The 21,003-nt window shown below is 49.4% G+C and carries 23 protein-coding genes; 4 read left to right on the top strand and 19 right to left on the bottom strand.

Annotated features, from left to right (window positions below):
• Position 1: 1 nt before the first annotated feature.
• The 7 genes from C7R56_RS05605 to C7R56_RS05575 form a co-directional block, all read right to left on the bottom strand.
• Positions 2-841, bottom strand: coding sequence for an ATP-binding cassette domain-containing protein (locus C7R56_RS05605; protein WP_107995593.1), 840 nt, complete (start codon positions 839-841; stop codon positions 2-4).
• Positions 834-1,703: an alpha-D-ribose 1-methylphosphonate 5-phosphate C-P-lyase PhnJ gene (locus C7R56_RS05600; RefSeq protein WP_107995592.1), complete on the bottom strand. Its 870-nt coding sequence runs from the start codon at positions 1,701-1,703 to the stop codon at positions 834-836. Before C7R56_RS05600 ends, C7R56_RS05605 begins: the two co-directional genes overlap by 8 nt.
• Positions 1,700-2,806 carry a carbon-phosphorus lyase complex subunit PhnI gene (locus C7R56_RS05595; protein WP_107995591.1) on the bottom strand — a complete coding sequence of 369 codons (1,107 nt, stop codon included), beginning with the start codon at positions 2,804-2,806 and terminating at the stop codon, positions 1,700-1,702. Before C7R56_RS05595 ends, C7R56_RS05600 begins: the two co-directional genes overlap by 4 nt.
• The gene (gene phnH, locus C7R56_RS05590) at positions 2,807-3,382 is read right to left on the bottom strand and encodes a phosphonate C-P lyase system protein PhnH (protein ID WP_107995590.1); all 576 of its coding nucleotides are present in this window, start codon (positions 3,380-3,382) and stop codon (positions 2,807-2,809) included.
• A 9-nt stretch (positions 3,383-3,391) separates the two neighbouring features.
• Entirely contained in the window at positions 3,392-3,814 is a 423-nt protein-coding gene (gene phnG / locus C7R56_RS05585; protein ID WP_107995589.1) for a phosphonate C-P lyase system protein PhnG, read from the bottom strand.
• A 239-nt stretch (positions 3,815-4,053) separates the two neighbouring features.
• A complete protein-coding gene (locus C7R56_RS05580; protein WP_268811289.1) occupies positions 4,054-4,743 on the bottom strand; it encodes a GntR family transcriptional regulator in 690 nt (229 codons plus the stop codon).
• 45 nt (positions 4,744-4,788) lie between these two features.
• Positions 4,789-5,598: a lantibiotic ABC transporter permease gene (locus C7R56_RS05575; RefSeq protein WP_107995587.1), complete on the bottom strand. Its 810-nt coding sequence runs from the start codon at positions 5,596-5,598 to the stop codon at positions 4,789-4,791.
• 319 nt (positions 5,599-5,917) lie between these two features.
• Between C7R56_RS05575 and C7R56_RS05570 the strand changes: the two genes are divergently transcribed.
• The 4 genes from C7R56_RS05570 to nadC all read left to right on the top strand — a co-directional run bounded on the left by C7R56_RS05570 (position 5,918) and on the right by nadC (position 9,753).
• Positions 5,918-6,559, top strand: coding sequence for a ferritin-like domain-containing protein (locus C7R56_RS05570; protein WP_107995586.1), 642 nt, complete (start codon positions 5,918-5,920; stop codon positions 6,557-6,559).
• A gap of 171 nt (positions 6,560-6,730) precedes the next feature.
• Positions 6,731-7,660 (top strand): quinolinate synthase NadA, encoded by a 930-nt coding sequence (gene nadA, locus C7R56_RS05565; protein ID WP_107995585.1) that lies wholly within the window; start codon positions 6,731-6,733, stop codon positions 7,658-7,660.
• Positions 7,647-8,927 (top strand): L-aspartate oxidase, encoded by a 1,281-nt coding sequence (locus tag C7R56_RS05560; RefSeq protein WP_107995584.1) that lies wholly within the window; start codon positions 7,647-7,649, stop codon positions 8,925-8,927. Before nadA ends, C7R56_RS05560 begins: the two co-directional genes overlap by 14 nt.
• The gene (gene nadC, locus C7R56_RS05555; RefSeq protein ID WP_107995583.1) at positions 8,917-9,753 is read left to right on the top strand and encodes a carboxylating nicotinate-nucleotide diphosphorylase; all 837 of its coding nucleotides are present in this window, start codon (positions 8,917-8,919) and stop codon (positions 9,751-9,753) included. Before C7R56_RS05560 ends, nadC begins: the two co-directional genes overlap by 11 nt.
• A gap of 116 nt (positions 9,754-9,869) precedes the next feature.
• Here the strand turns inward: nadC and C7R56_RS05550 are convergent, their stop codons facing one another.
• From C7R56_RS05550 to C7R56_RS05495, 12 genes are all read right to left on the bottom strand, one after another.
• On the bottom strand, positions 9,870-10,478 hold the full coding sequence (locus tag C7R56_RS05550; protein WP_199902989.1) for a carboxymuconolactone decarboxylase family protein: 609 nt from the start codon (positions 10,476-10,478) through the stop codon (positions 9,870-9,872).
• Between the two features lie 79 nt (positions 10,479-10,557).
• Positions 10,558-10,818: a helix-hairpin-helix domain-containing protein gene (locus C7R56_RS05545; RefSeq protein ID WP_268811288.1), complete on the bottom strand. Its 261-nt coding sequence runs from the start codon at positions 10,816-10,818 to the stop codon at positions 10,558-10,560.
• A 286-nt stretch (positions 10,819-11,104) separates the two neighbouring features.
• On the bottom strand, positions 11,105-11,995 hold the full coding sequence (gene heR, locus C7R56_RS05540; RefSeq protein ID WP_234402588.1) for a heliorhodopsin HeR: 891 nt from the start codon (positions 11,993-11,995) through the stop codon (positions 11,105-11,107).
• Positions 11,973-12,617: a DUF2238 domain-containing protein gene (locus C7R56_RS05535; protein ID WP_107995580.1), complete on the bottom strand. Its 645-nt coding sequence runs from the start codon at positions 12,615-12,617 to the stop codon at positions 11,973-11,975. Before C7R56_RS05535 ends, heR begins: the two co-directional genes overlap by 23 nt.
• A 15-nt stretch (positions 12,618-12,632) precedes the next feature.
• Positions 12,633-13,997, bottom strand: a complete 1,365-nt coding sequence (locus C7R56_RS05530; protein ID WP_107995579.1) for a deoxyribodipyrimidine photo-lyase — start codon at positions 13,995-13,997, stop codon at positions 12,633-12,635.
• Positions 13,998-14,312: 315 nt separating this feature from the next.
• Entirely contained in the window at positions 14,313-14,735 is a 423-nt protein-coding gene (locus C7R56_RS05525; RefSeq protein WP_107995578.1) for an HIT family protein, read from the bottom strand.
• Between the two features lie 115 nt (positions 14,736-14,850).
• Positions 14,851-15,654: a CPBP family intramembrane glutamic endopeptidase gene (locus C7R56_RS05520; protein WP_107995577.1), complete on the bottom strand. Its 804-nt coding sequence runs from the start codon at positions 15,652-15,654 to the stop codon at positions 14,851-14,853.
• A gap of 272 nt (positions 15,655-15,926) precedes the next feature.
• A complete protein-coding gene (locus C7R56_RS05515) occupies positions 15,927-16,526 on the bottom strand; it encodes a hypothetical protein (RefSeq protein WP_107995576.1) in 600 nt (199 codons plus the stop codon).
• Between the two features lie 198 nt (positions 16,527-16,724).
• Positions 16,725-17,831, bottom strand: coding sequence for an NADH-dependent flavin oxidoreductase (locus C7R56_RS05510; RefSeq protein WP_107995575.1), 1,107 nt, complete (start codon positions 17,829-17,831; stop codon positions 16,725-16,727).
• A 288-nt stretch (positions 17,832-18,119) separates the two neighbouring features.
• A complete protein-coding gene (locus C7R56_RS05505) occupies positions 18,120-18,944 on the bottom strand; it encodes an oxidoreductase (RefSeq protein WP_107995574.1) in 825 nt (274 codons plus the stop codon).
• A 153-nt stretch (positions 18,945-19,097) separates the two neighbouring features.
• Entirely contained in the window at positions 19,098-20,171 is a 1,074-nt protein-coding gene (locus tag C7R56_RS05500; RefSeq protein WP_107995573.1) for an alpha/beta hydrolase, read from the bottom strand.
• Positions 20,168-20,941: a CPBP family intramembrane glutamic endopeptidase gene (locus tag C7R56_RS05495; RefSeq protein WP_107995572.1), complete on the bottom strand. Its 774-nt coding sequence runs from the start codon at positions 20,939-20,941 to the stop codon at positions 20,168-20,170. The genes C7R56_RS05500 and C7R56_RS05495 overlap by 4 nt, the downstream gene beginning before the upstream one ends.
• Positions 20,942-21,003: the final 62 nt, after the last annotated feature.

Here is a 21,003-nt window from a genome sequence, read left to right as displayed (position 1 = left end):
CCTATAATAATGAATAGACTAACTGTTGCGTGTAGGCGTGCTGCGGGTCTTCAAGAACCTGATCGGTCAGGCCTTCTTCGATGATTTCGCCGTTGTACATCACGATGGTCCGATCGGAGAGCATGCGGATGACGGCAAGGTCGTGGGAAACGACGATCATGCTGATCTGCAGTTCCCGTTGGATCGTCTTGATGAGATCCAATACGTCCGCCTGCACGCTGAGATCAAGCCCGGTCGTCACTTCGTCCAGCAGCAGCACCGGCGGATTGTTCGATAAAGCCTTGGCGATCTGCACCCGCTGCTGCATCCCGCCGGAGAAATTTTTCGGCGCTTCGCTCGAACGGAACGTCGGGATGTTCACTTTGTCCAACAGTTCATGGCCTCTGCTGAACATCTCTTCGACATTGCGGTGGTTCGCGGCGATCATCTTCTCGGCTATGTTGGCGATCGACGAAAATTCCATCCGTAATCCCAACAGCGGGTTCTGATAGACCATCCCCAGCAGCATATTGCGGATCCATTTCTGTTGCTGCAGGGACGAGCCGAAGACATTCTCCTGGCCGTCTTTGTAGTCCGCCAGCAGGTATTCGCCGTCCCTCACTTCGCTGTCGAAATAGAGCGACCGCATCAAGGTCGATTTCCCGGAGCCGCTCTCGCCGACGATGCCAATGATTTCGCCTTTGTAGAGGTCGAAGGAAATGTCGCGGCAGGCATAGACAGTTCCGCAATTAGGGCAATAATTCATCTCCAGGTTTTCCGGTTGTTCTATGCAACGGGAACAGCCTTCACCGAATTGCTTGTTCATGCCGCGCAGAGATAATACAGGTGATTCCTTAGTCATGTCTGATCCCTCCTGCTGCCGTTTCTTGTTTTGCATTCAACGTTTCCAACAGATATGATTGATCATTCGTCAGATAATAGGTTTCCCCGGTCGCTTCATCAACTAATTCATCAAGGAAGACATCCGTCTGCCCAGTCAATCGGCAGGCTGCTCCAGCGAAGCTTTCCACTTCGAAAGGATGGTCCTCGAAATCGATCGATACGACATCGGTATAAGGTGGAACAGCGTAAATTTTCTTTTCGCGCCCCGCCCCGAACAATACAAGCCCCTCGTTATGGTTTAGCTTTGGGTTGTCGAAACGCGGAATAGGGCTCGGTGCCATCAGGTAGCGCTTGTTTACGATGACGGGATAATCCGAATGCATCGCCGTCTTGCCGTAGCGGACGATCTGCTCGAAGAGGTGCAGCCAAGAGACGCTGTATTCCCCGTAGGCATGCATCGCCTTGGTCTTGCGTTCCGAAGGCTCGACCGCCCGCAGCGGTTCCGGCAACGGAACCTGCAGCACGAGGATCTGGTCCTCGGTCAGAGGAACTTCCGGAATCCTATGGCGCGATTGGATCAGCGTCGCTTCTCCGGTATGGATCGTCGTCGCCACACCGGTCGTATCAGCAATCATTTTTTTGATGTTGACAGCATTGACGCTCTCATCGGATCCTTGGTCGATGACTTTCAGCACATCTTCCTCGCCTATCAGCGACAGGCTGAGCTGCAGTCCGCCCGTCCCCCAACCGCGGGCGATCGGCATTTCGCGGGATGCAAAAGGCACTTGATAGCCGGGGATGGCCACCGCCTTCAAGATTGTGCGGCGGATTTCCATTTTGGAATTTTCGTCGAGGAAAGCGTAATTTCCTTGGTAATTCATTCTGTTCCTCCTTTGATCTTGCGGATGCCGTCCAACAACGACTGGAAGGTCACGTAATGCGGCAATTTCAGATGTGAAATGAACCCGGTCGATTCGACGGAATCCACATGCAATAGGACAAACTCCTCATCGGAAGTCGGATGGTTTTCAGCGGGATGCTCCAATGAATAATCCAGTATGCTCATGGCGATGGCCTTCGTTTCATTCTGACCGAACGTCAGCCCGTAGCCGATCGAAAAACTCATCTTCGTTTTCCCGGATTCGTCCGCCACATCGATCGGGATAAAGGACTCGACTTCGGTCACCGTAATCGATCCGATGTAATAGGCATCCTCCTCATCCTCCGCGCGGCGCGGATCGGCGACATGGAGCGGCAGTTGGCCGACCCGAAGTTCGCCGATGTTCGGGTGGTTCGCGACACCGTAGCCGCGGATCTCCGCATAGCCTAAGGACGTGACCGCCCCCGTCTGGCCGCGCGTCAAGGATTGCAGACGCTGACTCCGGGAAGTCGGGAATTGGATGCTGTGCTTGGTGATGTCGTCCGGTTCGCTGTCGTCAAACAGGGCTGTTTCGAACAGGCCCTGCTCCTCCAGGTAATCGACGACTTTCGGCAACCGGCGCAGATCCATCAGCGGCACATCATCATTTGCTGATTGTTCTTCGTAGTCTGCGGCTTTTTGGATTGCCTCCGCTTCCGTTTCAATCAGGAGATCGAAATCGAGGAAGCGCTGCGTAAAGTCATTGGCGATGCCGAGCAGTTGGCCTCCCGGGATGTCCTTGAAGGACGCCGAAATCCGCCGCTCCACGAACATGTCCTTCGTGCTTGTCGCCGTCGTGTAATACAAGCGGGACAGCGTCGAACGATGTGCCCGCATGAGAAAGACCGCCTCCTCCATGCTTCCGCCCGCCTGCTTGATAGCCAGAGCAGCCAACTCTTCATCGTAGAGACTGCTCTCCGACATCACCTGATCGACCAGCGGACGCATCCCCGCCAGGATATCTTCCACAGCCAAAATCCTACCGCTTCTGACGCGCGCATAGGCCAAACCCAGATTCGATTGCGCAATGGCTTCCTGTCCACCTTTTACAGCTACATAGCCCATCTAGCTCACCCCTTCCAGAACCGTCGTCCGCGGCAAACCGATGCAGAAACCACCTTGATCGATGATGAAACAATCAATTCCGAGGGGAAATTCAGCGACCGCTTCATTGCGTGCCGCTATCCAGCTTTCAGCTGCTGCGATTTCCACCCATTGGCACTCCCTTACTCCCGGACCGCTCAAGACATAGGCTGCATCTGCAGAGATGGCTTCCGTCTCCAAAATCACGGTCGCGTTGTGGTTCGGGTCCAACAGTGTGCCTCTTTTGGCTTGGCGGAAAGCGACGGCTAAACCGGTTTGTTCGGTTGCCTTCGGGATAACGATGTAATCCGCGTCCTCCAAACGGGCAGACCGGGCCAAGGTGCGTATTTCTATTTCTTCGGTGGTCGCCGCATCCTCGCCAAGCAGGTGGAACGTCACTTCCCTATCCAACAGGGTCATCAGGATATCCATCGTTTCATCCAATAACGTCGTTCTGTATGCGAATGTCGTATCCAGCGCCACGATTTTCCCCGGGCGGGACAGACTGTCCAAAATTTTCCGGAAAACCCGTTGCGAATCTATCACTTTGTTGTGCATGTTATCCTCCTATTGGTTCATCGTCTCAAAATTCACTTTGGTCCGGGCAAGCTCTCTTTGTCTGCGGGCGATCGCTTCTTCCCCTGCAAGCTCCAGCTCGTCAAGAATCGCCTGCCATTCGTGCGTTTCCGGCAGTTCGGCACTGTAGGCCGCATCGATGACGGCCAACGCGCGCGAAATGTCTGTTTCATTGCCTTTAACGAGGCCGATGCCAAGTTTCCCAGCGACGCGCACTTTCGTTTCCGTGACAAGTAGCTCACCCAGGTAGAAGAGTGAATTCTGAGCCGACTCCCTCACTTTGATCATCGTCAACGCTTCGTTCGGTCCGGAAATCATTTCTATAGGATAGCTGCCTTCGATAGTCTCGGCCATCCGCAGTGCAGCGGCCCTTCCGTAATCGATCAAAATCCGTGTTCTGCTTCTTTTGTTCAACTGGAACACCCCTTTCGAAAATCAGTGTAACTTGTCGCCAAGTTCGAAACCATGAATTTCCGGTTAAGCTTGTGTAAACACTGTAAGCATTTTGTAAACGCGAAAGAGTGTATTTGTGGATAGGAACATCCGCAATGCAGTACATCCGCCGTATTCTTCGTGCTCAAATCCCCGCCCCAAACGGCAGCACAAAAACACCGCCGTGCCGGTTTTTCTGCGCCGGCACGGCGGTGTTTCTCTTAAACATTTATTTTGTAGCTGAATCGGTCGGAGCGGTAGACGATTTTGGTCAGCTCAAGCTGCTTCCCGCTCGCTTGGTCACGGCAGTCGCTTTCCAGGATCAGCAGCGGCACCAGTTCACCGCACTCCAGCAATTCCTGTTCCTCCGAATGCGGGAAGGAGACGCTCAACTCCGAACCGCTGCTTGTGAATGTGCAGTAACCTTTCGAAAGGTAATAGCTGAACATCGATCCGATGTCTCCACCCTCAGCCTTGATGTCCGGGAACATCGCTGTTGAAACGTAGGAATAATGCAAGGCAGCAGGCACATCATGGACGATACGCAAGCGGCAGATTTCATAGAGTTCGCCTTCGCCGCGCAGTTGCCACAAACGTTCATCCCTGCTCCCCTCGTCCATCAATTTGCAGTGAACGTTGAGCGAGCGGTAAGGAATATTTTGCCGGTTCATCTTTTCGGAAAAACTGACATCTCCGCGCAGCGCCAGTTCGATAACCGGACGTTTTTCGCGAGGAAAATGCCCCAGCCCTTGTTTGGAGCTGATGTAGCCCATCGCTTCCAGCGTCTCATAGACTTTTCGGACACTATTGCGGGTCGTCCCGAAAAAGTTCGCCAGTTCATTTTCGCTCGGCAATTTTTTATTTTCCGGAAAACCATGGTGGATGATTTTATCCAGCAGATAATCACGAATTTCACTTTCGATCGTACGCAGTTTTCATCATCCTTTCTGGAGACTTCATTTCAGGATGGGTGGAGCTTGTTTCTTCGCGAAGAGCACGTAGCCTATTGCAACGCCCATCAGCACAATGGAGGCGATGACGGTCATGATGATGCCCGAATATTGCCCGGCAAATCCGTCTTGGGACATGTGTTTGATCAGGATGCCCGCATAAGCCCAAATGATCACGAGCCCGTAGGCGATATCGTGATTGCGGATCATTGTGACCGCTCCGATCGCCAGTCCGATAATGAGGATCAGGATTGTCCAGACTGACTCGGAGATCCCGAAGCCCTTCCAGCCGATGTCGACCAGAAGCGTCGTGATGTTCGCGATGGTCGCCACCGTGATCCAACCGAAATAGACGCTGAACGGCAGACGGATGAACAGTTTTTCCCTCTGATCAAGTTTCTCCTTCAGGATCAACTGGTTGATGTAGATCAGGCTAAGCAGAATGACCAACATCAGTAACACTGACAAACCAATCATACCGTAATGCCAACTGAAGATCCATGCGGCGTTTACTAGTGAACTGATTGAAAAGACGATACCGATTTTTCTCAATAGGTCAGTCTTCACCTTACTTTTATCCCCTTGGAAAAAACCGAATTGGTACAGCGTATAACCCACCAATAACAAATAGATGACGCCCCAAATCGAAAACGTCAATCCGGCGGGCGCAAACAGGTTCGGATAGGAATCCGATACCGCTCCGGTGTCGATGCCGTTGATCGGCAGGATGTTCGCCATGGCATTGACGACAATCATGATCAGATACGTCACGACCACTGTGATTTTGATGGGCGTTTCCAGTTGTTTCGTTTCCATATTTATTTCCTCCTTTTTCGATGTCCCAGATAAGAAAAATAATTGCCTATGGATAGTCTGAAGCACAGCATTTTGAGGAATAAATAAAGTATTCCCTAAGTCAATAGTACTCAAAACAGCATGCCTATGCAAATATTGAGACAGCTCGGAAGCCGAATTTTTTTCTTCCACATACCCCAATTTTTTGACATTTCCCCAATTTAGACGTACTTTTAGGGTGACAAATTCTTCGTTCGGCCTTACCCTTCATCATCTGAAAATGTTGAGCCCCGCCCCCATCCCAATCGCTCCTATCACTTTGAAATGAAAGGACAAAAAAATGAACAGGAAGCAGAAACTTTACGGCTCGGCCACATTTTTGAGTCTATTGCTGTTGGTCGGTTGTACCGCGGCCGATGATACCGCGACAAATGATTCTTCAGCAGCCGGCTCATCGGAAGTGGTCGAAAGTAGTTCAGAAGCAGCCAGCAGTTCCGAACAAGATGAATCCATCATGGAAGACAGCGACACAGAAGAATCGAATGACGCGCCATACATCTACGGTGCAGTCGGTGCCTTGGGGGACGACGATCTGACGATGGAAGAGATGTTCACCTATGCCATTCAGGATGAACAATTGGCCCATGGAGAATATACCTACGTACTGGAAAATTTAGGCGACCAAGCCCCGTTCAACAACATCGTAACAGCTGAAGCCCAACACGTCGCCGAAATGACCGTTCTGTTCGAAAAATACGACTTGGCGGTTCCGGCAGACGCATCAGCCGATCACATCCAAATGGCTGCAGATATCCAGGAAGCGTTGGAGAACTGCGCCTCAGGGGAAGTGGACAACATCGCGATGTACAATAAGTTCCTCGAACAGGACATTCCGGATGACGTACGCGCAACCTTTACGGCTTTGCGCAATGCTTCGGAAGGACATCTGGATGCGTTCAATAAAAACCTCGAAAAATATTGATAGCTCCAATACCGACAAAAGCCTTTCCCTTATTTTGGGAAAAGGCTTTTTTGCATCGTTTGCTGTTGTTGTGCAGCAAAAGTTCTTTTCTTCGCAAAGGTGTCTTGACACCTGTAAAGTTACGTGATATAGTCATTTTCATTAAAATATCACTAAAAAGGGGTAGCAATAATGGATGAACTTACGGAAAGAATATTGCAGCTGAAAGCAGAAAAAGATGCCGTCATTCTCGCACACTACTACGTTCCTGGAGCCGTTCAAGATATCGCAGATTTTATCGGGGATTCGTACTATTTGAGCAAAATTGCAGCACAGGTCACGGAAAAAGTGATCGTTTTCTGCGGCGTCGCCTTCATGGGCGAAAGCGCGAAGATGCTGAATCCGGATAAAATCGTCCTGATGCCCGACCTGAAGGCTGATTGCCCGATGGCCCACATGGTCAAGATACGCGACATCCAGAAAATCCGTGAAACTTATGAAGACGTTGCTGTGGTCTGCTACATCAATTCCACCGCCGAAATAAAGGCCCACGCCGATGTCTGCGTCACGTCATCCAATGCAAAAAACGTCATCGCCGCCCTTCCCAACAGCCATATCTATTTCATTCCCGATGAGCACTTGGGCAGATACATTTCCCATCAGCTGCCCGAGAAAACGTTCCTTTTCAATGATGGCTACTGCCCGATCCATACTAGCATCCGCGTTGTCGATGTCCTGAAGATGAAGCGTGACCTTCCGCAAGCCGAAATTCTGGCCCATCCGGAATGCAAGGAAGAGATCCTTGATTTAGCGGACTTTGTCGGCAGCACGTCGGACCTCGTCGCCTACACCGAAAAGAGCCCATCCCAGGATTTCATCATCTGCACGGAAATCGGTGTCATCCATGAAATGAAAAAACGTTCGCCTAGCAAAAGGTTCCACGCCCCTTCCGTCGGGCAGGTCTGTCCCGACATGAAACTGAACACTGTGGAGAAAATCATCTATGCTCTGGAAACCTTCGAATCTGCTGTGAAAATGGATGAATCGTTGCGCATAAAAGGACTGCAGCCGCTGGAACGGATGCTGGCATTGGCCGAGGTGAAGACCCATGCAAAACTATGATGTCCTTATCATCGGAACGGGTGTAGCCGGACTTTTTGCGGCCCTCAATCTCAACAGCGCCAAACAGATTCTGGTCGTCACCAAGGGGACTTTGGAGGATAACGATTCCTTCCTTGCCCAGGGCGGCATCTGCGTTCAGCGCGACGAAACGGATTTCGAGCCTTTTATGGAAGACACTTTGCGTGCCGGTCACTACGAAAACAACGAGGCAGCCGTCTCAGCAATGATCGGCTCCTCGCAGGAAATCATCGCAGATCTGATCGGTTGGGGTGTCGCCTTCGACAAAAAAGGAGACGGTTTCTCCTACACCAAAGAAGGCGCCCACTCCAGAGCCAGGATTCTGCATTGCAAAGACATGACCGGCAAGGAAATCAACAGCAAACTGATCGCCCGTATCAAAGAACGGAAAAATATCACCATCCTAGAAAACAGCACGCTGGTCGATCTTCTAGTGGCAGACGATCGTTGCCACGGCGCAGTGCTCCGCGACCAGTCCGGAGCGTTATCCAACGTTTATGCACAAAACACCTTGCTTGCCACCGGCGGAATCGGCGGCCTGTTCAGCAAATCGACCAACTTCGCGCATTTGACAGGCGACGCCATCGCCGTTGCGCTGAAGCACGGCATCCGCGTCAAAGACATGAACTATGTCCAAATCCATCCGACTTCGCTCTATACCGGTCTGCCGGGAAGAGCTTTCCTGATGTCGGAATCGCTGCGTGGGGAAGGCGCCATCCTTGTCGGCAAGGACGGCAACCGTTTCGCCGATGAACTCTTGCCACGGGACCTGCTTACGAAAGAAATCTATGCCCAGATGGAGAAAGACCGTTTGCCCTATGTCCGGATGCTTTTGAAAGGCCATGTGGAGGGATCGATTGCCGAAAGGTTTCCGGGCATCCACGGCCAATGCCTTCGGGAAGGCTATGATTTGACCGAGGATCATATCCCGGTCGTGCCCGCCCAGCATTACTTCATGGGCGGCATCGAAGTCGATCTGCAGAGCAAAACTTCGCTAGCTAACCTATACGCGGCCGGGGAAACGAGTTGCAACGGTGTGCACGGACAGAACCGCTTGGCGAGCAACTCGCTATTGGAAAGCTTAGTGTTCAGCAAGCGCGCCGCCCAAGCCATCAACGCGAAATTCCAGCGCGCGCTTCCTTATCTGTTTCCCGAACCGGATGCCCAAGCCATCGCGGATGGCTTGAAGGAAGCTACAAAGAATTTATTAGAATTAATCGGAATCGAGGAGGAATCCCATGCAAAGTAATATGAATCGCCTAATTTTGGCGGCACTGGAGGAAGACATCCCAACCGAGGATCTCTCGACCAATGCCATCATCTCAGGCTATACAAAAGGCAAGGCCGAGCTATTGTGCAAACAGGACGGTATCATCGCAGGACTGTCAGTTTTTGCTAGGACCTTCGCACTCCTTGACGATACGACCGAAGTGCTTTTCCATTTCCATGACGGAGATGCTGTCAAATCAGGAGATTTGTTGGCTGAAGTAATCGGCGATATCCGCGTAATCTTATCCGGTGAACGCACCGCCCTGAACTATCTCCAGCGAATGAGCGGCATCGCCACCCATACGCACAAAATCGTCGCTTTGCTTGAAGGCAGCGGCATCACGCTGCTCGACACCCGCAAGACTACACCGAACAACCGGATTTTCGAGAAGTATGCCGTGAAAGTCGGCGGCGGTCACAACCACCGCTTCAGCCTGTCCGACGGCATTATGCTGAAGGATAACCACATAGCAGCAGTGGGCGGTATCAAGCAGGCTGTCGCTGCGGCGCGGGGATATGCTTCTTTTGTGCATAAGATCGAAGTCGAAGTGGAAAACTTGGATATGGTGAACGAAGCTATCGAGGCGAAGGCCGACATCATCATGCTGGACAATATGACCCCGGCGGAGATGAAGGAAGCCGTCCATTTAATTGACGGGCGCGCATTGGTGGAGTGCTCCGGTAACCTCACCGCTGAAAACATCTCCGCCTTGCGCGAAACCGGCGTGGATTACCTTTCTTCAGGCGCCTTGACCCACTCTTCGGCGATTCTCGATCTGTCGCTGAAGAACCTGGAACGGGTCTGACGGAAAGTTATACCCATCAAAACGCAGATAAGCTGTGGAAAAGCCATAAAGAATGGTTTTCCACAGCTTTTTTTTGCGTTATCCACAAACAGAATGATTTCAGTTCAAGTCCATCCTCAGAAACTGATGATTGATTTCTTGAACAGCCCATCGATCATAGCATGTAGCAAAGTCAGCGGCAAATAGACGATGATGCTCAACATCATTGTGATTTCATACAACAAGCTGCTCTTTTTAACTACTTTGCCTCTTAAACGGCTAGCGAAAGCACTGAACGCGATTCCATGCGCATTGCCGACCATGATGGCTCGAACAGCGCCCAAAATGCCTTTGGCCTTGTCCTCCCCATAAAGCGAAACAATCCGATCCCAGGACTCTTCGGTCGGATACCCTCTCCTGTCGGCATAATGCTGGGCAAAAAGGTAGGCCGGCATTTCGTCCACAGGGATTTCGTTAGTGGATCCCGCCAACAACTTCTGGATTTCTTCCGCAGCCATCCCTTGCTCTAGAGCCATTTTCGTGTGGGCATAGGAGCATACTTCACAGCCGTTGACTTCAGTAACGCCCAACATGATCCGCTCGATGAATTCCGGACTCAATTCTTTTTTCTTTTTTGCCTTGATCATGTACTTCATCGTGCGGACTCCGTCATACAAAATTGAATAAAATTCCCGCACCGAGTATATTTTCTTGTAGAATTCCTGCGCCATTGTTGTCTCCTTCACTCTGTAGGGCCTCGCCAGATTTGTTAATAACTATTATACCCCTATAGGTATAAATAGTAAAGATGAGTGTTTAGCTGCGCTATTTGTCTTTCCAATTCCACCATTTCAATTTTTCGGGATGCGGATGCGGTTCGGTCGCGTAATAGACGGCGCAGCGGAAAGTGTACAGTACGCAGGGATCTTGCCGCTGACCTGTTATCTTGTTCAAACGCTCATAGAGTTCCTGCGGATCTTTGTCGCGCAGATCGGCGATTGTATTTATCCCCAATGAAACAAGGGTTGCCGCCATCTTCGGCCCGATGCCGGGAATTTGCTGCAGCTCTTTCATCTTATGTTCCACCTCACTTTGATTCTTTTTTCCTCAAAACCATTGTAGTCCTTGTTTCTCGTGATTGCCAATAATGGCATTCTGGCTGAAAAACGCAAAAAACCGGACAGGTTGGGCATCCATCAGAAGCTTTCTGGTGGACGCCCAACCTGTCCGGCTGTAGCATGAACATTCGAGTGCAAGCAACACAGAAAATAGTCACCTTTCCTCTACACATTCAATATACACTTCTTTTGTAAACTGTATTGAAAAAAACTGTATTGTTTTTGTAAAGGAAGGCCATTAAAGGCATGCTTCATCATGGCTGCATCGCACCGAAAAGCACAAGCCAAGCAAGGATTGATTTCGCAACCAGACTGAGCACGATGTAGACCCGTTCTCCGTAGAGGTAGTCCGCCCATTTACCGACTTTCTTGTACTGCAAAATCATATTGATCGGGAAAGTGTTGAAGGCAACGAAATAAGTGCCGACGATTGCCCAGACAAACCAAGGCACTTCACTAAAATTCCCGGTCCCGAACATGTAGAGCAAGATGGCGATCCATGGTGCAATACCGGCAATCGAACCCCAAATGAACGGGCCCCATTGGATGTTATCTTTTGAATGTCCAACATTCAGCTGTTCCATCACGAGACCGAAGAGATTCATAGTGGCGTTGACAATGAATATCAGAATAAGTGAAGCGATATCGTAAATGCCGAACAGCGTAGCGATCAGGACAATCATGATCGATGAACTGAGCGCATATTCGAACCAACGAAATTTATTGATGCCCTTGGCCAAATCGGCATTGTAGATCGCATTCAAATTTTTTGGAATGGAAATCAAGGCATGCGCGATGGCGGAAATGAATAAGAACGAAGCGACCAGGACTCCGAATGGTAATTCAAAAAGGACACGCGAAGCAGTCTCCAATGAGCGCGTTTCAGGATTGAAGGCTAGGTAGAACTGGCTGATTTCTGGACTGAACTCACCAATTTTCTGGATGACGTTCGTTGCCAAAAAGAGCATTGCAATGCCTTGGACCAGGTGGAGACCACCCATGATTAGATTGAAGCGCCGTAATTTTTCTGTGGTTATCTCTTTCATGATGATGTTCCTTCTTTCTGTAATGAGTGTAAAATAATGACAATTAACCATTCCATTCACTGTATCCAACGATTCATCAATCAGAATGCCTTTTACCATCTCCCATCTTTTCCATTTGATTATCATGAAAAGGCCCAAACCCAAATACGGCTAGGCTCGCGCCGATCAATGCCCAAATCATATCCCATAGGCTGTCGAAGGCGTCACCCTGCGTTCCCATCACATTATCGGCTGGTACATCCATAATTTTGACGATCGCAAATTCGCTCAGTTCATAAGCTGAACTGAACCCGAGACAGGATAGGATGACGATTAGTGTCAGCACTTTGCCTTTCTTGACATAGCCGCCCCGCAGCAGGAATTCCTTGGCCATAAAAGCCGGTACGAATCCTTGTGCGAAATGCCCCACCCGATCGAAGTAGTTGCGCTCCCAATCGAACTGTTCTTTCCATTGATTGAACAGGGGATTCTGGGAGTAGGTGTAGTGTGCGCCGTAAACCAACAATAGCGCATGCAGAAAAGCCATCACGTAGACGAAATTGCTGAAACGGAATTTCCGGTAAGTCACAACTAGCAAGAAAACAAGCAGGAGCGCAGGCGTCATCTGCCCTGCCCAAGCCAGTCGCTCAAGTGGGCGGAAGGCCGAAAAGATGTACGCTATGACGAAAAGCACCAAAAGGATTACATGCAAGGGTTCTGCCTTTTTGCCATTTACCACCATCCGTTTCGCCTCCCTTTATTTTCGTGACCGTTCCGCAACCTGATCCATATACAACGGCATGTCGAACTTGCGCTTCAGGCCTTTGTCGTTCATGAAGCGGACATTGCCGAAGATCGCCCGTTCTCCCCATGGCCGGTCATGCTTGCCGAAGCACCAGCTCACTCCGGCGAAACCGTTCGGATCGCGGCCGTCCAACAGATATTTATTGTTCAGATAAATGGCTTTGCGATAGGCTTCCTCCGGCGTACTGCTCCACTCCAGAATTTTTTTGGCCCAATACATCCGCATATAACCGTGCATTTTCCCGGTCAGATTCATCTCCAGCTGCGCGGCGTTCCAGTAGTCGTCATGGGTCTTGGCCACTTCCAATTCCTCCAGGGAATACAGGTACTCGCGTTCATCCGCCAAATGCTTGGCCAGCGTCTTCTTGGCCCAATCCGGCACAGCCGCAAAGGAATCGTACTGTTCATTGTAATAAACGAAATTGATGGCCAACTCTCTCCTGACGACAAGTTCTTCCAGGAAACTCTGCTGACTTTCGCTGTCCATCCCCATCAGCCTGCGGTAAATATAGAGCGGCGAAATCTGGCCGAAATGGAGATACGGACTCAGGTTTGAGGTGAACGACTCGCCAGGGCGGTTCCTCCGTTCGCCGTACCCGGACAGTTTATTTTCGATGAAATCCTCCAGCCAGCGCTTGGCCTCGCTTGTTCCGCCGATATAATCCGAAACGCGCGGGACACTGCGGTCGATAGCCAACCCGGTCAAGGCCTTTTCGGTATCCGAAACGTCGTACGCCTCGAACGGTAGCTTCGATGCGAGCGATGGATGCTGGCAGACAGTCGCTTCTAATGGAGCTAAACACTGCGGCAGGATTTTCTTTAGTTTGGAGCGCAAGGTCGCGGCGGAATACTCCTCTTTAGGAGAGGCCAGCTCGACCGGGACGACAACGTTAGTTTCGATTTGCACGACGGCGCACTCGGCACCCTTGGCCAAGGCAGCGCGCCATTGCCGCTCGATCCTGAGATAACCGCGGTCGACCACCAATAGAGCCGCCAATCTGGAAATCTGCAAAGCGCCTTGTTCCGGCGATATTTTCCGGATCAGCAGTTGGATGCCACGCTGCTCCAGTGCGGCCTTCGTTTCCTTCAGCCCTTCCAGCATGAATGCATAGTGGCGCTCATTGGCTTCCGGAAAGCCGTCCGTGATGCCGAAGTAAACGACCAGCGGTTTCTCGAGCCGGTTAGCCTGCCGGATCGCATATTCCAAGGCATGGTTGTACTCCGCTCGCTGCGAACTCTGCATCCAGTAGACGACATACGGTTGCTCCATTCCTATTTTCTTTTCGTTCAATTGTTTGATTCTTTCTTCCATTATCATCCGTTTTCCCCCGTATTTCTGCACGATTATTGTCATTCTTATTATAGAACATCGCATCCGATCCGCCTATTTTGAAGATTCGGGTGTGAAAAGAAGAAGCGCCTTATTGAACACGCCTCACTAAATACATGCGCAAAAAAGCCGATTCCTTTTTTCGGAATCAGCTTTTTTTGTTTTGAATCATCGCACTCTCTTAAACGCGTTCTGAATCCCAGAAATCTATGCCTAAGCTGCTATGACGTCACGACCAAAAAGCGGTCGTTCTCATAATAACCTCTTAGTGCTCGATTTCTACCGGGGATTCATCACGCTCTCTTACATGTTTGCACGAATTTGTTCAGCTAATGCTTCGTACGCTTCGTCCGTCAGTGTCACGCGGCCTGGGTTCATGTCGAAAGTCGAGCCCCATTCGAAGGCATCGTCTTTGTATTTAGGCACCAAGTGGAAGTGCAGGTGTTTACCGGTATCGCCGTAGGCGCCGTAGTTAACCTTTTCAGGGCTGAACGCTTTGTGCAACGCGTTCGCAACTGTGGCGATGTCCGCGAAGTAGCCGTTGCGCTCCTCATCCGTGATGTTCACCAATTCGCTCACGTGGTCTTTGTAGGCAACGATCACACGACCTTTATGGCTTTGTTCTTTAAAAACGTAGACTTTACTGTAAGGCAATTCGCAGCAAGGGTATCCAAAAGCCAACACCATTTCGCCTTCCATGCAATAGGCGCAATTTTCATCTTTCATCAACACAGACCTCCTAGAAATATATTTCCAGTTAATTATAGCATTTTTAAGCGCCTACATTTTGTCCATAATCCAACAGTATTGCGGACAAAATGTGAACACACTGGATCCGCACTCAATCCAAGTGGTGCTTCTTTTCCACATACCCGACCATGGCCCAAGCTGTCAAGTGCACCAAAATCAGAAGTGGGGTCCCCGGAAAGAACAGCAACACCGCATAGCTGGTGGTGTTATTCAGCGCATGCATGACCATCACGGTCGGAATCGATTCGGTCTTCTCGAATACAAAATTGGTCAGATAGTTCATCGCAACAATACCAGCGGTGAATCCGATTAAAGAGGGCAGCAGCACGGCCATACCTTGGCCTGCATACATTAAAATTAAGAGTGGATAATGCCAAACAGCCCAGATGATTCCACCCTTCCAGGTAGCCTCCCAGAAGCTTTTTTCCCGTTTCCGCAAATAGGGATAAAGAAAGCCGCGCCAGCCCCATTCCTCCGTCCCACTCGTCAATAGGTTAGACAGAAAATACAGCCCAATCACACTTGCTGCACTTCCAAAAGTCAGCCTTCCTTCTGACGCCTTACTGAATAAGAGGCTCATGATAAAGGTCGGAATCACAATCACAAACGGAATCACTGATGCATAGGTGACGAAAGAACGTTCCTTTAAAGAAAAAAAGTCTTTAAACGGTTTCCCTGCAATCAGACTCCCCAAAAGCGGCCCAAACACCCCCAAAGCAAACAACAGCTGCGGAAAAGCGGATTTCTCTTTCCCGAGCGCTCCAATCACTTCGAATAGCGTAGCATCTGTGTCCAAAGCATAACCGTTCAGCTGGATGAGGAAAGCTCCTCCGATCCAACAAGCCCACGTCCAGCCGAAGGACATCAGCAGATATAGCCAGACATTTCGTTTCATCTCCTCACCTCCAAATGATGAGTTACCGATTTTTTTATTATTGATTTTTTGCCGACCCTCGACTATCTTTCACTGAATATAACGAACAGCGCTAGCGCAATACCGCATAGGAAATACTCTATCTTCCGCTTGACCCACTGCTTATTTTATAAATGACCCAAATCCCCGATGCTGTTCACGATCATGGCACTTATGGCAAATAACGCAACAAAAGAGAATGTACTACCTGTAAACATACCTTCACTCCCTGACTCATCCATTCCATAAAAGTATCATTCTTCGGAATAGCCAAAATAGGCCAGAATTTTCTCCAGCACTTGGTATTCGGGGACATAGCCATACCCCGCAGATTGATCTTCACTGATGCTGAAAGGCGCTGATCCAATCAGTGTTTCCTCATGGATGATGGTTCCGGCAGCCCTGTCCAGGATGGTTATTTGGACATAGCGCGTGTAGGCAATCCCTTCGTTCGAGTAGGTTCCAGCCTCCATGTAATAGCTGCGCAGCTTCACCAGCACATTCATCTCGGCATCCGACTTGGCCTGCAGTTCTTCCGGCAAATCGAGATAGTGCGGTGAATACATGTATTTTTCTCCGTCCCCTTCCTCAACGGATTCATCGTTTTCGATGATGAACACTTTGGCTGGCATCGGAGCAGCCGCTTCCGCAAGCACGCCTTGGATAGCCGCATATGCATCCACATTCCCGATCAGATTGCTGTTTTCCAGTTCGCTGATTTGGCTCTCCCTGATCGCTTCCGGATCCGAAGATGAGGCAGCTTCATCGCTCGATGAACCGCAGCCCGAAAAGATAAACAAAAACATGGTCATGATGAAGAAAAACGTGCATTGGCGTTGGTTATTTTTGATCATCTGTAGCTCCTCCTTGAATTGACAAAAGCCTATGGATTAAGGAAGACAATGGGCTATATATTAACTTTGTAACCGCTCTTTTTCCATCTCATTATAACATATACTCAGCCCCGGAATCGCGTGCAGCTTCGCCTGCTGCAATGCAAAAAGACCATACAGCCCTTTTTTTCAGGAAGTCTGTATGGTCTCTATCTTTGTTTATTTCCCCAAACGGTCCGGCATCATGAATTCCATGAAGCCCCAGACGCCGTTCGCGAGGAACAGTTCTTCGCGGTCGTATTTGGATATTTCTTGGCGAATCAGATCATCCTTTTTGTCGAGGACTTTCGCACCCCAATGCGGATCAATCAGCAAAGCGCGTCCAACGGCAACAAGCTCCGAATTTTCCAATAAGTTTTCTGCATCTTCACTTGTGCGGACATCGCCGACACCGACCAGCGGCACACGTCCGTTAATTTGTTCATGGATGTACGCCATCATGCTTTTCTCTTTATGATCCTCAGAAACCGAAACAAGTTGATGATCCCTCAAAGAAATATGCAGATAATCCAATTTTTTGTCGGCCAATCGGTCCACAAGGAAGAGCGTATCCGAAAAGCGGATGCCAGGATTTTCGTATTCCTCTGGGGAAAAACGGTAACCGACGATAAAGTTCTCGACGCCGGATTCATCCACAGCTGCTGTCACTTCATCAACCAACTTGTCGATTAAGCGGAATCTTTTCTCAAGCGTGCCGCCCCATTCGTCGTCCCTGCGGTTGGAGTGCGGCGAGAAGAATTGTTGCAACAGATAAGTGTTGGCGCCGTGCAGTTCCACACCGTCGAACCCAGCTGCGATTGCGCGAAGGGTCGCGGCTTTGAAGTTTTCGATCAAGTCCAAAACTTCATCACCAGCCAAGGCTCTCGGCGTTTCGGCATTTGGTCTTTCGGCAGCGACCGCACTCGGAGCTACCGGTTGAACACCGCGCAAGACGCTTGAATCGGTCATGCGCCCGCCATGGAAAATCTGCAGAATGGCTTTGGTGCCGTTCTTTTTGATGGCCGCAGCCAGTTTGCTCAATCCAGGAATGAACACATCGGAAGCGACGCTCAATTCCCCTTCCCAACCTTTTCCGTCGTTCTGTACATTCGCTGCGCCTGTGATGACCGCACCGATTTCACCGGAACGAAGCGCGTAGTAATTGATTTCGTCGGATGTCACGACGCCGTCATAGAAACTCATCTTCGTCGTCATCGGTGCCATTATGATACGGTTCTTCAGCTCAAGGCCGCGTCTAAAAGTCAGTTTGCTGTTCATAGTTGACATATTTTTCTCTCCCCTTGATTCGCTTTATTTCATTTTACTGAGCTTGCCGGAAATTCCCAAACAAAACGCTCGCCCCAATCGCAATTCATGCGCATGCATATATATTATTACAAGTGCTTCTCTTTTGCAAGAGGCGCAATTTTGAGTCGTACCCTTCAGAAATCAGACTGCCAGATTTTATCCGATCAGCAACCTCATCAGTTCTATCCACTCACGCAAAAATACTGCGGAAAAGGCGTCCCCGCAAACCTCCGCAGTCTTCATCATTCATATGTTCTTGACATCAGATCAGTAGTCCGTCTGTTTACTGACGGCACTCCAGTCTTCGATTTCCTGCAATCTTTCCTTCATCTCGGCGGACACGATTTTCACTGCATCCGATCCAAGCAACAAGCGTTTCGGAAGGTTATCTTTCTGCATAGTATCGTAAATGACTTCCCCTGCCTTGTCCGGATCACCAGGTTGGTCTTGGTTGTCGATGATGTTCTCTTTTCTGGTTTTCCAAGCAGTATCGGCATAATCTCCGATTTGCTTCTGCGTCCCTTTCAAGGAAGTGTCATAGAATTTGGTCCGGAAAGCACCTGGTTCCACGGTCATCACTTTGATCCCCAACGGTGAGACTTCCTTCATCAAGCCGTCCGTCATCAACTCCAGAGCGGCCTTGGATGCGGCATAATAACCGGAGCCGACACCTGAGCGGGCTGCAGCAATCGAAGAAACATTTAGAATGGCACCATTTTTCTGTACACGCATGTAAGGTAGGACTTGTTTGATCAACGTAATCGGCCCGAAGAAGTTCGTATCAAACAGCAGATCTACGCTTTCCTCTTCACCTTCTTCAACGGAAGAACGATAGCCGTAGCCGGCATTGTTCACCAGGATATCCACCCCGCCGAACTTGTCCGCTGCCGCTTTCACGGCATTGGCGATGCTCTCTTTGTCTGTGATATCCAAAGCTACTGAAATGGCGGTGTCGGGGTAATCTGCGATGATATCCACCACCGTGGAAATATCCCGTGCCGTCACGACAGCGTTATCCCCGTTTTTTAAAACTGCTTTTGCGATCCCTCTGCCAATGCCGCTGGAGCAGCCTGTAATCAACCATGTTGTCATATTGTTTACTTCCTTTCCGAATCCGTTTATTTAATCCTTGCCCCTTTTCAACGAATGGAAATGGAGCTACTCGCATCATAAACTGAAGTATATACCTTGGAGTGCACTCTAAGGGAAGCGTTTTATTTTCCATATAGCAAAATAATTCAGAAGTCATAATTCCTCTTCAAAAAAGAAATTGATTTCATCCATGAAGTCCAGATCCAACTCACTCGTCCAGAATCTGTCGACGCCCTCGTAATATTCCGCCTTGATGTCATCCGGGATTTCCCCATCATAGCGATTATATATCTCCTTATATTCCAGATTTTTAGCTTTGGTGTATTCACTTGCGGCATCGGATTCGAATAGATTGTTGTGTCCGTCATGATTCGCTGTGCTGCAGGTCTTGTAAACAATGTTAGGATTGATTATTTCGTCACTATGAGCAATGATTCCCGCTCCATCGTATGCTATCGATTCATCATTCACGCCATGGATAATCATGACCGGAGTATCCGTACTATTTATGCCGCTCGTAGCTGTAACCCAGGCTACTTTGCCGAAAAGCATGTTCTGATTTATCCACAGGAAAGGATAGGCTATTGGGGAAAACGCCCCTAAGAGGCTATCCGACTGCTCTTTTACCAGTTCCATGGGCGAATTGAATCCTGCAATGCTGGCGACGGCGGCAATATCAAAGCCGGAACCCAAAATTGCCGTGACCGCGTAGCCTCCCCAGCTGTGCCCGTACAGCATGACGGGTAAAATGTTTAATCGTTGATCTCCTTGGATGTAGGTCAAGGCAGCATCCAAATCAAGCAAAGATTGCGAAGGGCCAATGGTGCTCTCCCCCTCGCTTTCGTGTGTGCCGGTATTGTCGAAGGTCAAAACGCGCCATCCGTTGTCGACGAAATACATCGTTTCTGCCAGATAGTTTTCCGATCCGAATCCCAATCCAGGGGAAAGGACGACTAAGCCTTGGTCGTTTTCGCTGCCATAGACATGGCCTTTCAAAACATTTCCACTTGATTCGAATGCGATTTCCGTGCGTTCATAGGCATCCGCAACATCACTGTATCTGAGATAGCCTGAATATTCTGGATCCGGTTTTTCGACTCTGGAGAAACTTTCGTCATAGTTTATTTTGACGAAAACCATCACCCTTGTTGAAATGACGCCGATTAACAGCATCATGCTTATCAGCGCTATTTTCACTGTTTTCCATTTGAAATGGATGTTTTTCATGCTTTGATGCTCCCTTTCTTACTTTTGAAGAAATACGTATTCCTCTCGCTAACGAACAGGAATAGACAAAGGATACCGAATACTACGCTCTCGACTGCAAATAACTGCAGGGTAAATCTATCCCACAAAAAAAAGTGTGAAGTCACGTTAAAAGTAAAGTGCCAAACAGTCATGAGTACCAGATTCCCAGCTGATTTGTTGTAAAGCCAAGTCATCAAAATGGACATCTCAATGATAGTGAACGTATACAAAATGAACCCCAACAGCCCACCGGTAAAGTTCACATGCCATACACCCCACAGGATTCCCACAATGATACTGCTGCTAAACGGTGTGTACTTTTGTTGCAGGTTCGGCAACAGAAACCCGCGCCAGCCTATCTCTTCTGCAGCGCACCCGATCAGGATCGCAACAAAATTCAGCAAATAGAACAATGCATCTCCTTTCCAAGCGACGAAGGCCACTTCATAATAAGTCATGATGAAACTGCTGACGATGATACCTAAGGCCGGGACAGCAATGGCAGGCATCAGCCATTTCACAGCAGCCTTATCCACACGAAAATGGTCCCTTATGTCCTTGATGATCGGTTTATCCTTTAGAAGCAATGCCAGCGCAGCCACCGCAAAGGCGGGTGACAATTGGGTAAAGGAAACAGAATAGTCCCCTGCAGCTCGGAATACAAAATGTAACGTTAACAATAGGATACTGAACAAGAATGTCATAACATAAAAGGAACTCAAATAATATTTCCGGATTAGCTTTTCCAATATCTCTCCTCCTGGACCATACAAAACTGTGAAGGCATCGGGAAGTCTGCCTGTTATTGACA

The sequence above is a fragment of the Trichococcus paludicola genome (assembly GCF_003052295.1).
GTDB lineage: Bacteria > Bacillota > Bacilli > Lactobacillales > Aerococcaceae > Trichococcus > Trichococcus paludicola.
Note: the sequence above shows the minus strand (reverse complement) of the source record. Positions and strands in the feature narration are given on the sequence as shown.

Bases quoted from the DNA above. Each gene is read 5' to 3' on its own strand.
- C7R56_RS05605 (WP_107995593.1), bottom strand. From the start codon at position 841: ATGACTAAGGAATCACCTGTATTATCTCTGCGCGGCATGAACAAGCAA.
- C7R56_RS05600 (WP_107995592.1), bottom strand. From the start codon at position 1,703: ATGAATTACCAAGGAAATTACGCTTTCCTCGACGAAAATTCCAAAATG.
- C7R56_RS05595 (WP_107995591.1), bottom strand. From the start codon at position 2,806: ATGGGCTATGTAGCTGTAAAAGGTGGACAGGAAGCCATTGCGCAATCG.
- phnH (WP_107995590.1), bottom strand. From the start codon at position 3,382: ATGCACAACAAAGTGATAGATTCGCAACGGGTTTTCCGGAAAATTTTG.
- C7R56_RS05575 (WP_107995587.1), bottom strand. From the start codon at position 5,598: ATGGAAACGAAACAACTGGAAACGCCCATCAAAATCACAGTGGTCGTG.
- C7R56_RS05570 (WP_107995586.1), top strand. From the start codon at position 5,918: ATGAACAGGAAGCAGAAACTTTACGGCTCGGCCACATTTTTGAGTCTA.
- nadA (WP_107995585.1), top strand. From the start codon at position 6,731: ATGGATGAACTTACGGAAAGAATATTGCAGCTGAAAGCAGAAAAAGAT.
- C7R56_RS05560 (WP_107995584.1), top strand. From the start codon at position 7,647: ATGCAAAACTATGATGTCCTTATCATCGGAACGGGTGTAGCCGGACTT.
- nadC (WP_107995583.1), top strand. From the start codon at position 8,917: ATGCAAAGTAATATGAATCGCCTAATTTTGGCGGCACTGGAGGAAGAC.
- heR (WP_234402588.1), bottom strand. From the start codon at position 11,995: ATGGTAAAAGGCATTCTGATTGATGAATCGTTGGATACAGTGAATGGA.
- C7R56_RS05535 (WP_107995580.1), bottom strand. From the start codon at position 12,617: ATGGTGGTAAATGGCAAAAAGGCAGAACCCTTGCATGTAATCCTTTTG.
- C7R56_RS05530 (WP_107995579.1), bottom strand. From the start codon at position 13,997: ATGATAATGGAAGAAAGAATCAAACAATTGAACGAAAAGAAAATAGGA.
- C7R56_RS05525 (WP_107995578.1), bottom strand. From the start codon at position 14,735: ATGAAAGATGAAAATTGCGCCTATTGCATGGAAGGCGAAATGGTGTTG.
- C7R56_RS05520 (WP_107995577.1), bottom strand. From the start codon at position 15,654: ATGAAACGAAATGTCTGGCTATATCTGCTGATGTCCTTCGGCTGGACG.
- C7R56_RS05515 (WP_107995576.1), bottom strand. From the start codon at position 16,526: ATGATCAAAAATAACCAACGCCAATGCACGTTTTTCTTCATCATGACC.
- C7R56_RS05510 (WP_107995575.1), bottom strand. From the start codon at position 17,831: ATGTCAACTATGAACAGCAAACTGACTTTTAGACGCGGCCTTGAGCTG.
- C7R56_RS05505 (WP_107995574.1), bottom strand. From the start codon at position 18,944: ATGACAACATGGTTGATTACAGGCTGCTCCAGCGGCATTGGCAGAGGG.
- C7R56_RS05500 (WP_107995573.1), bottom strand. From the start codon at position 20,171: ATGAAAAACATCCATTTCAAATGGAAAACAGTGAAAATAGCGCTGATA.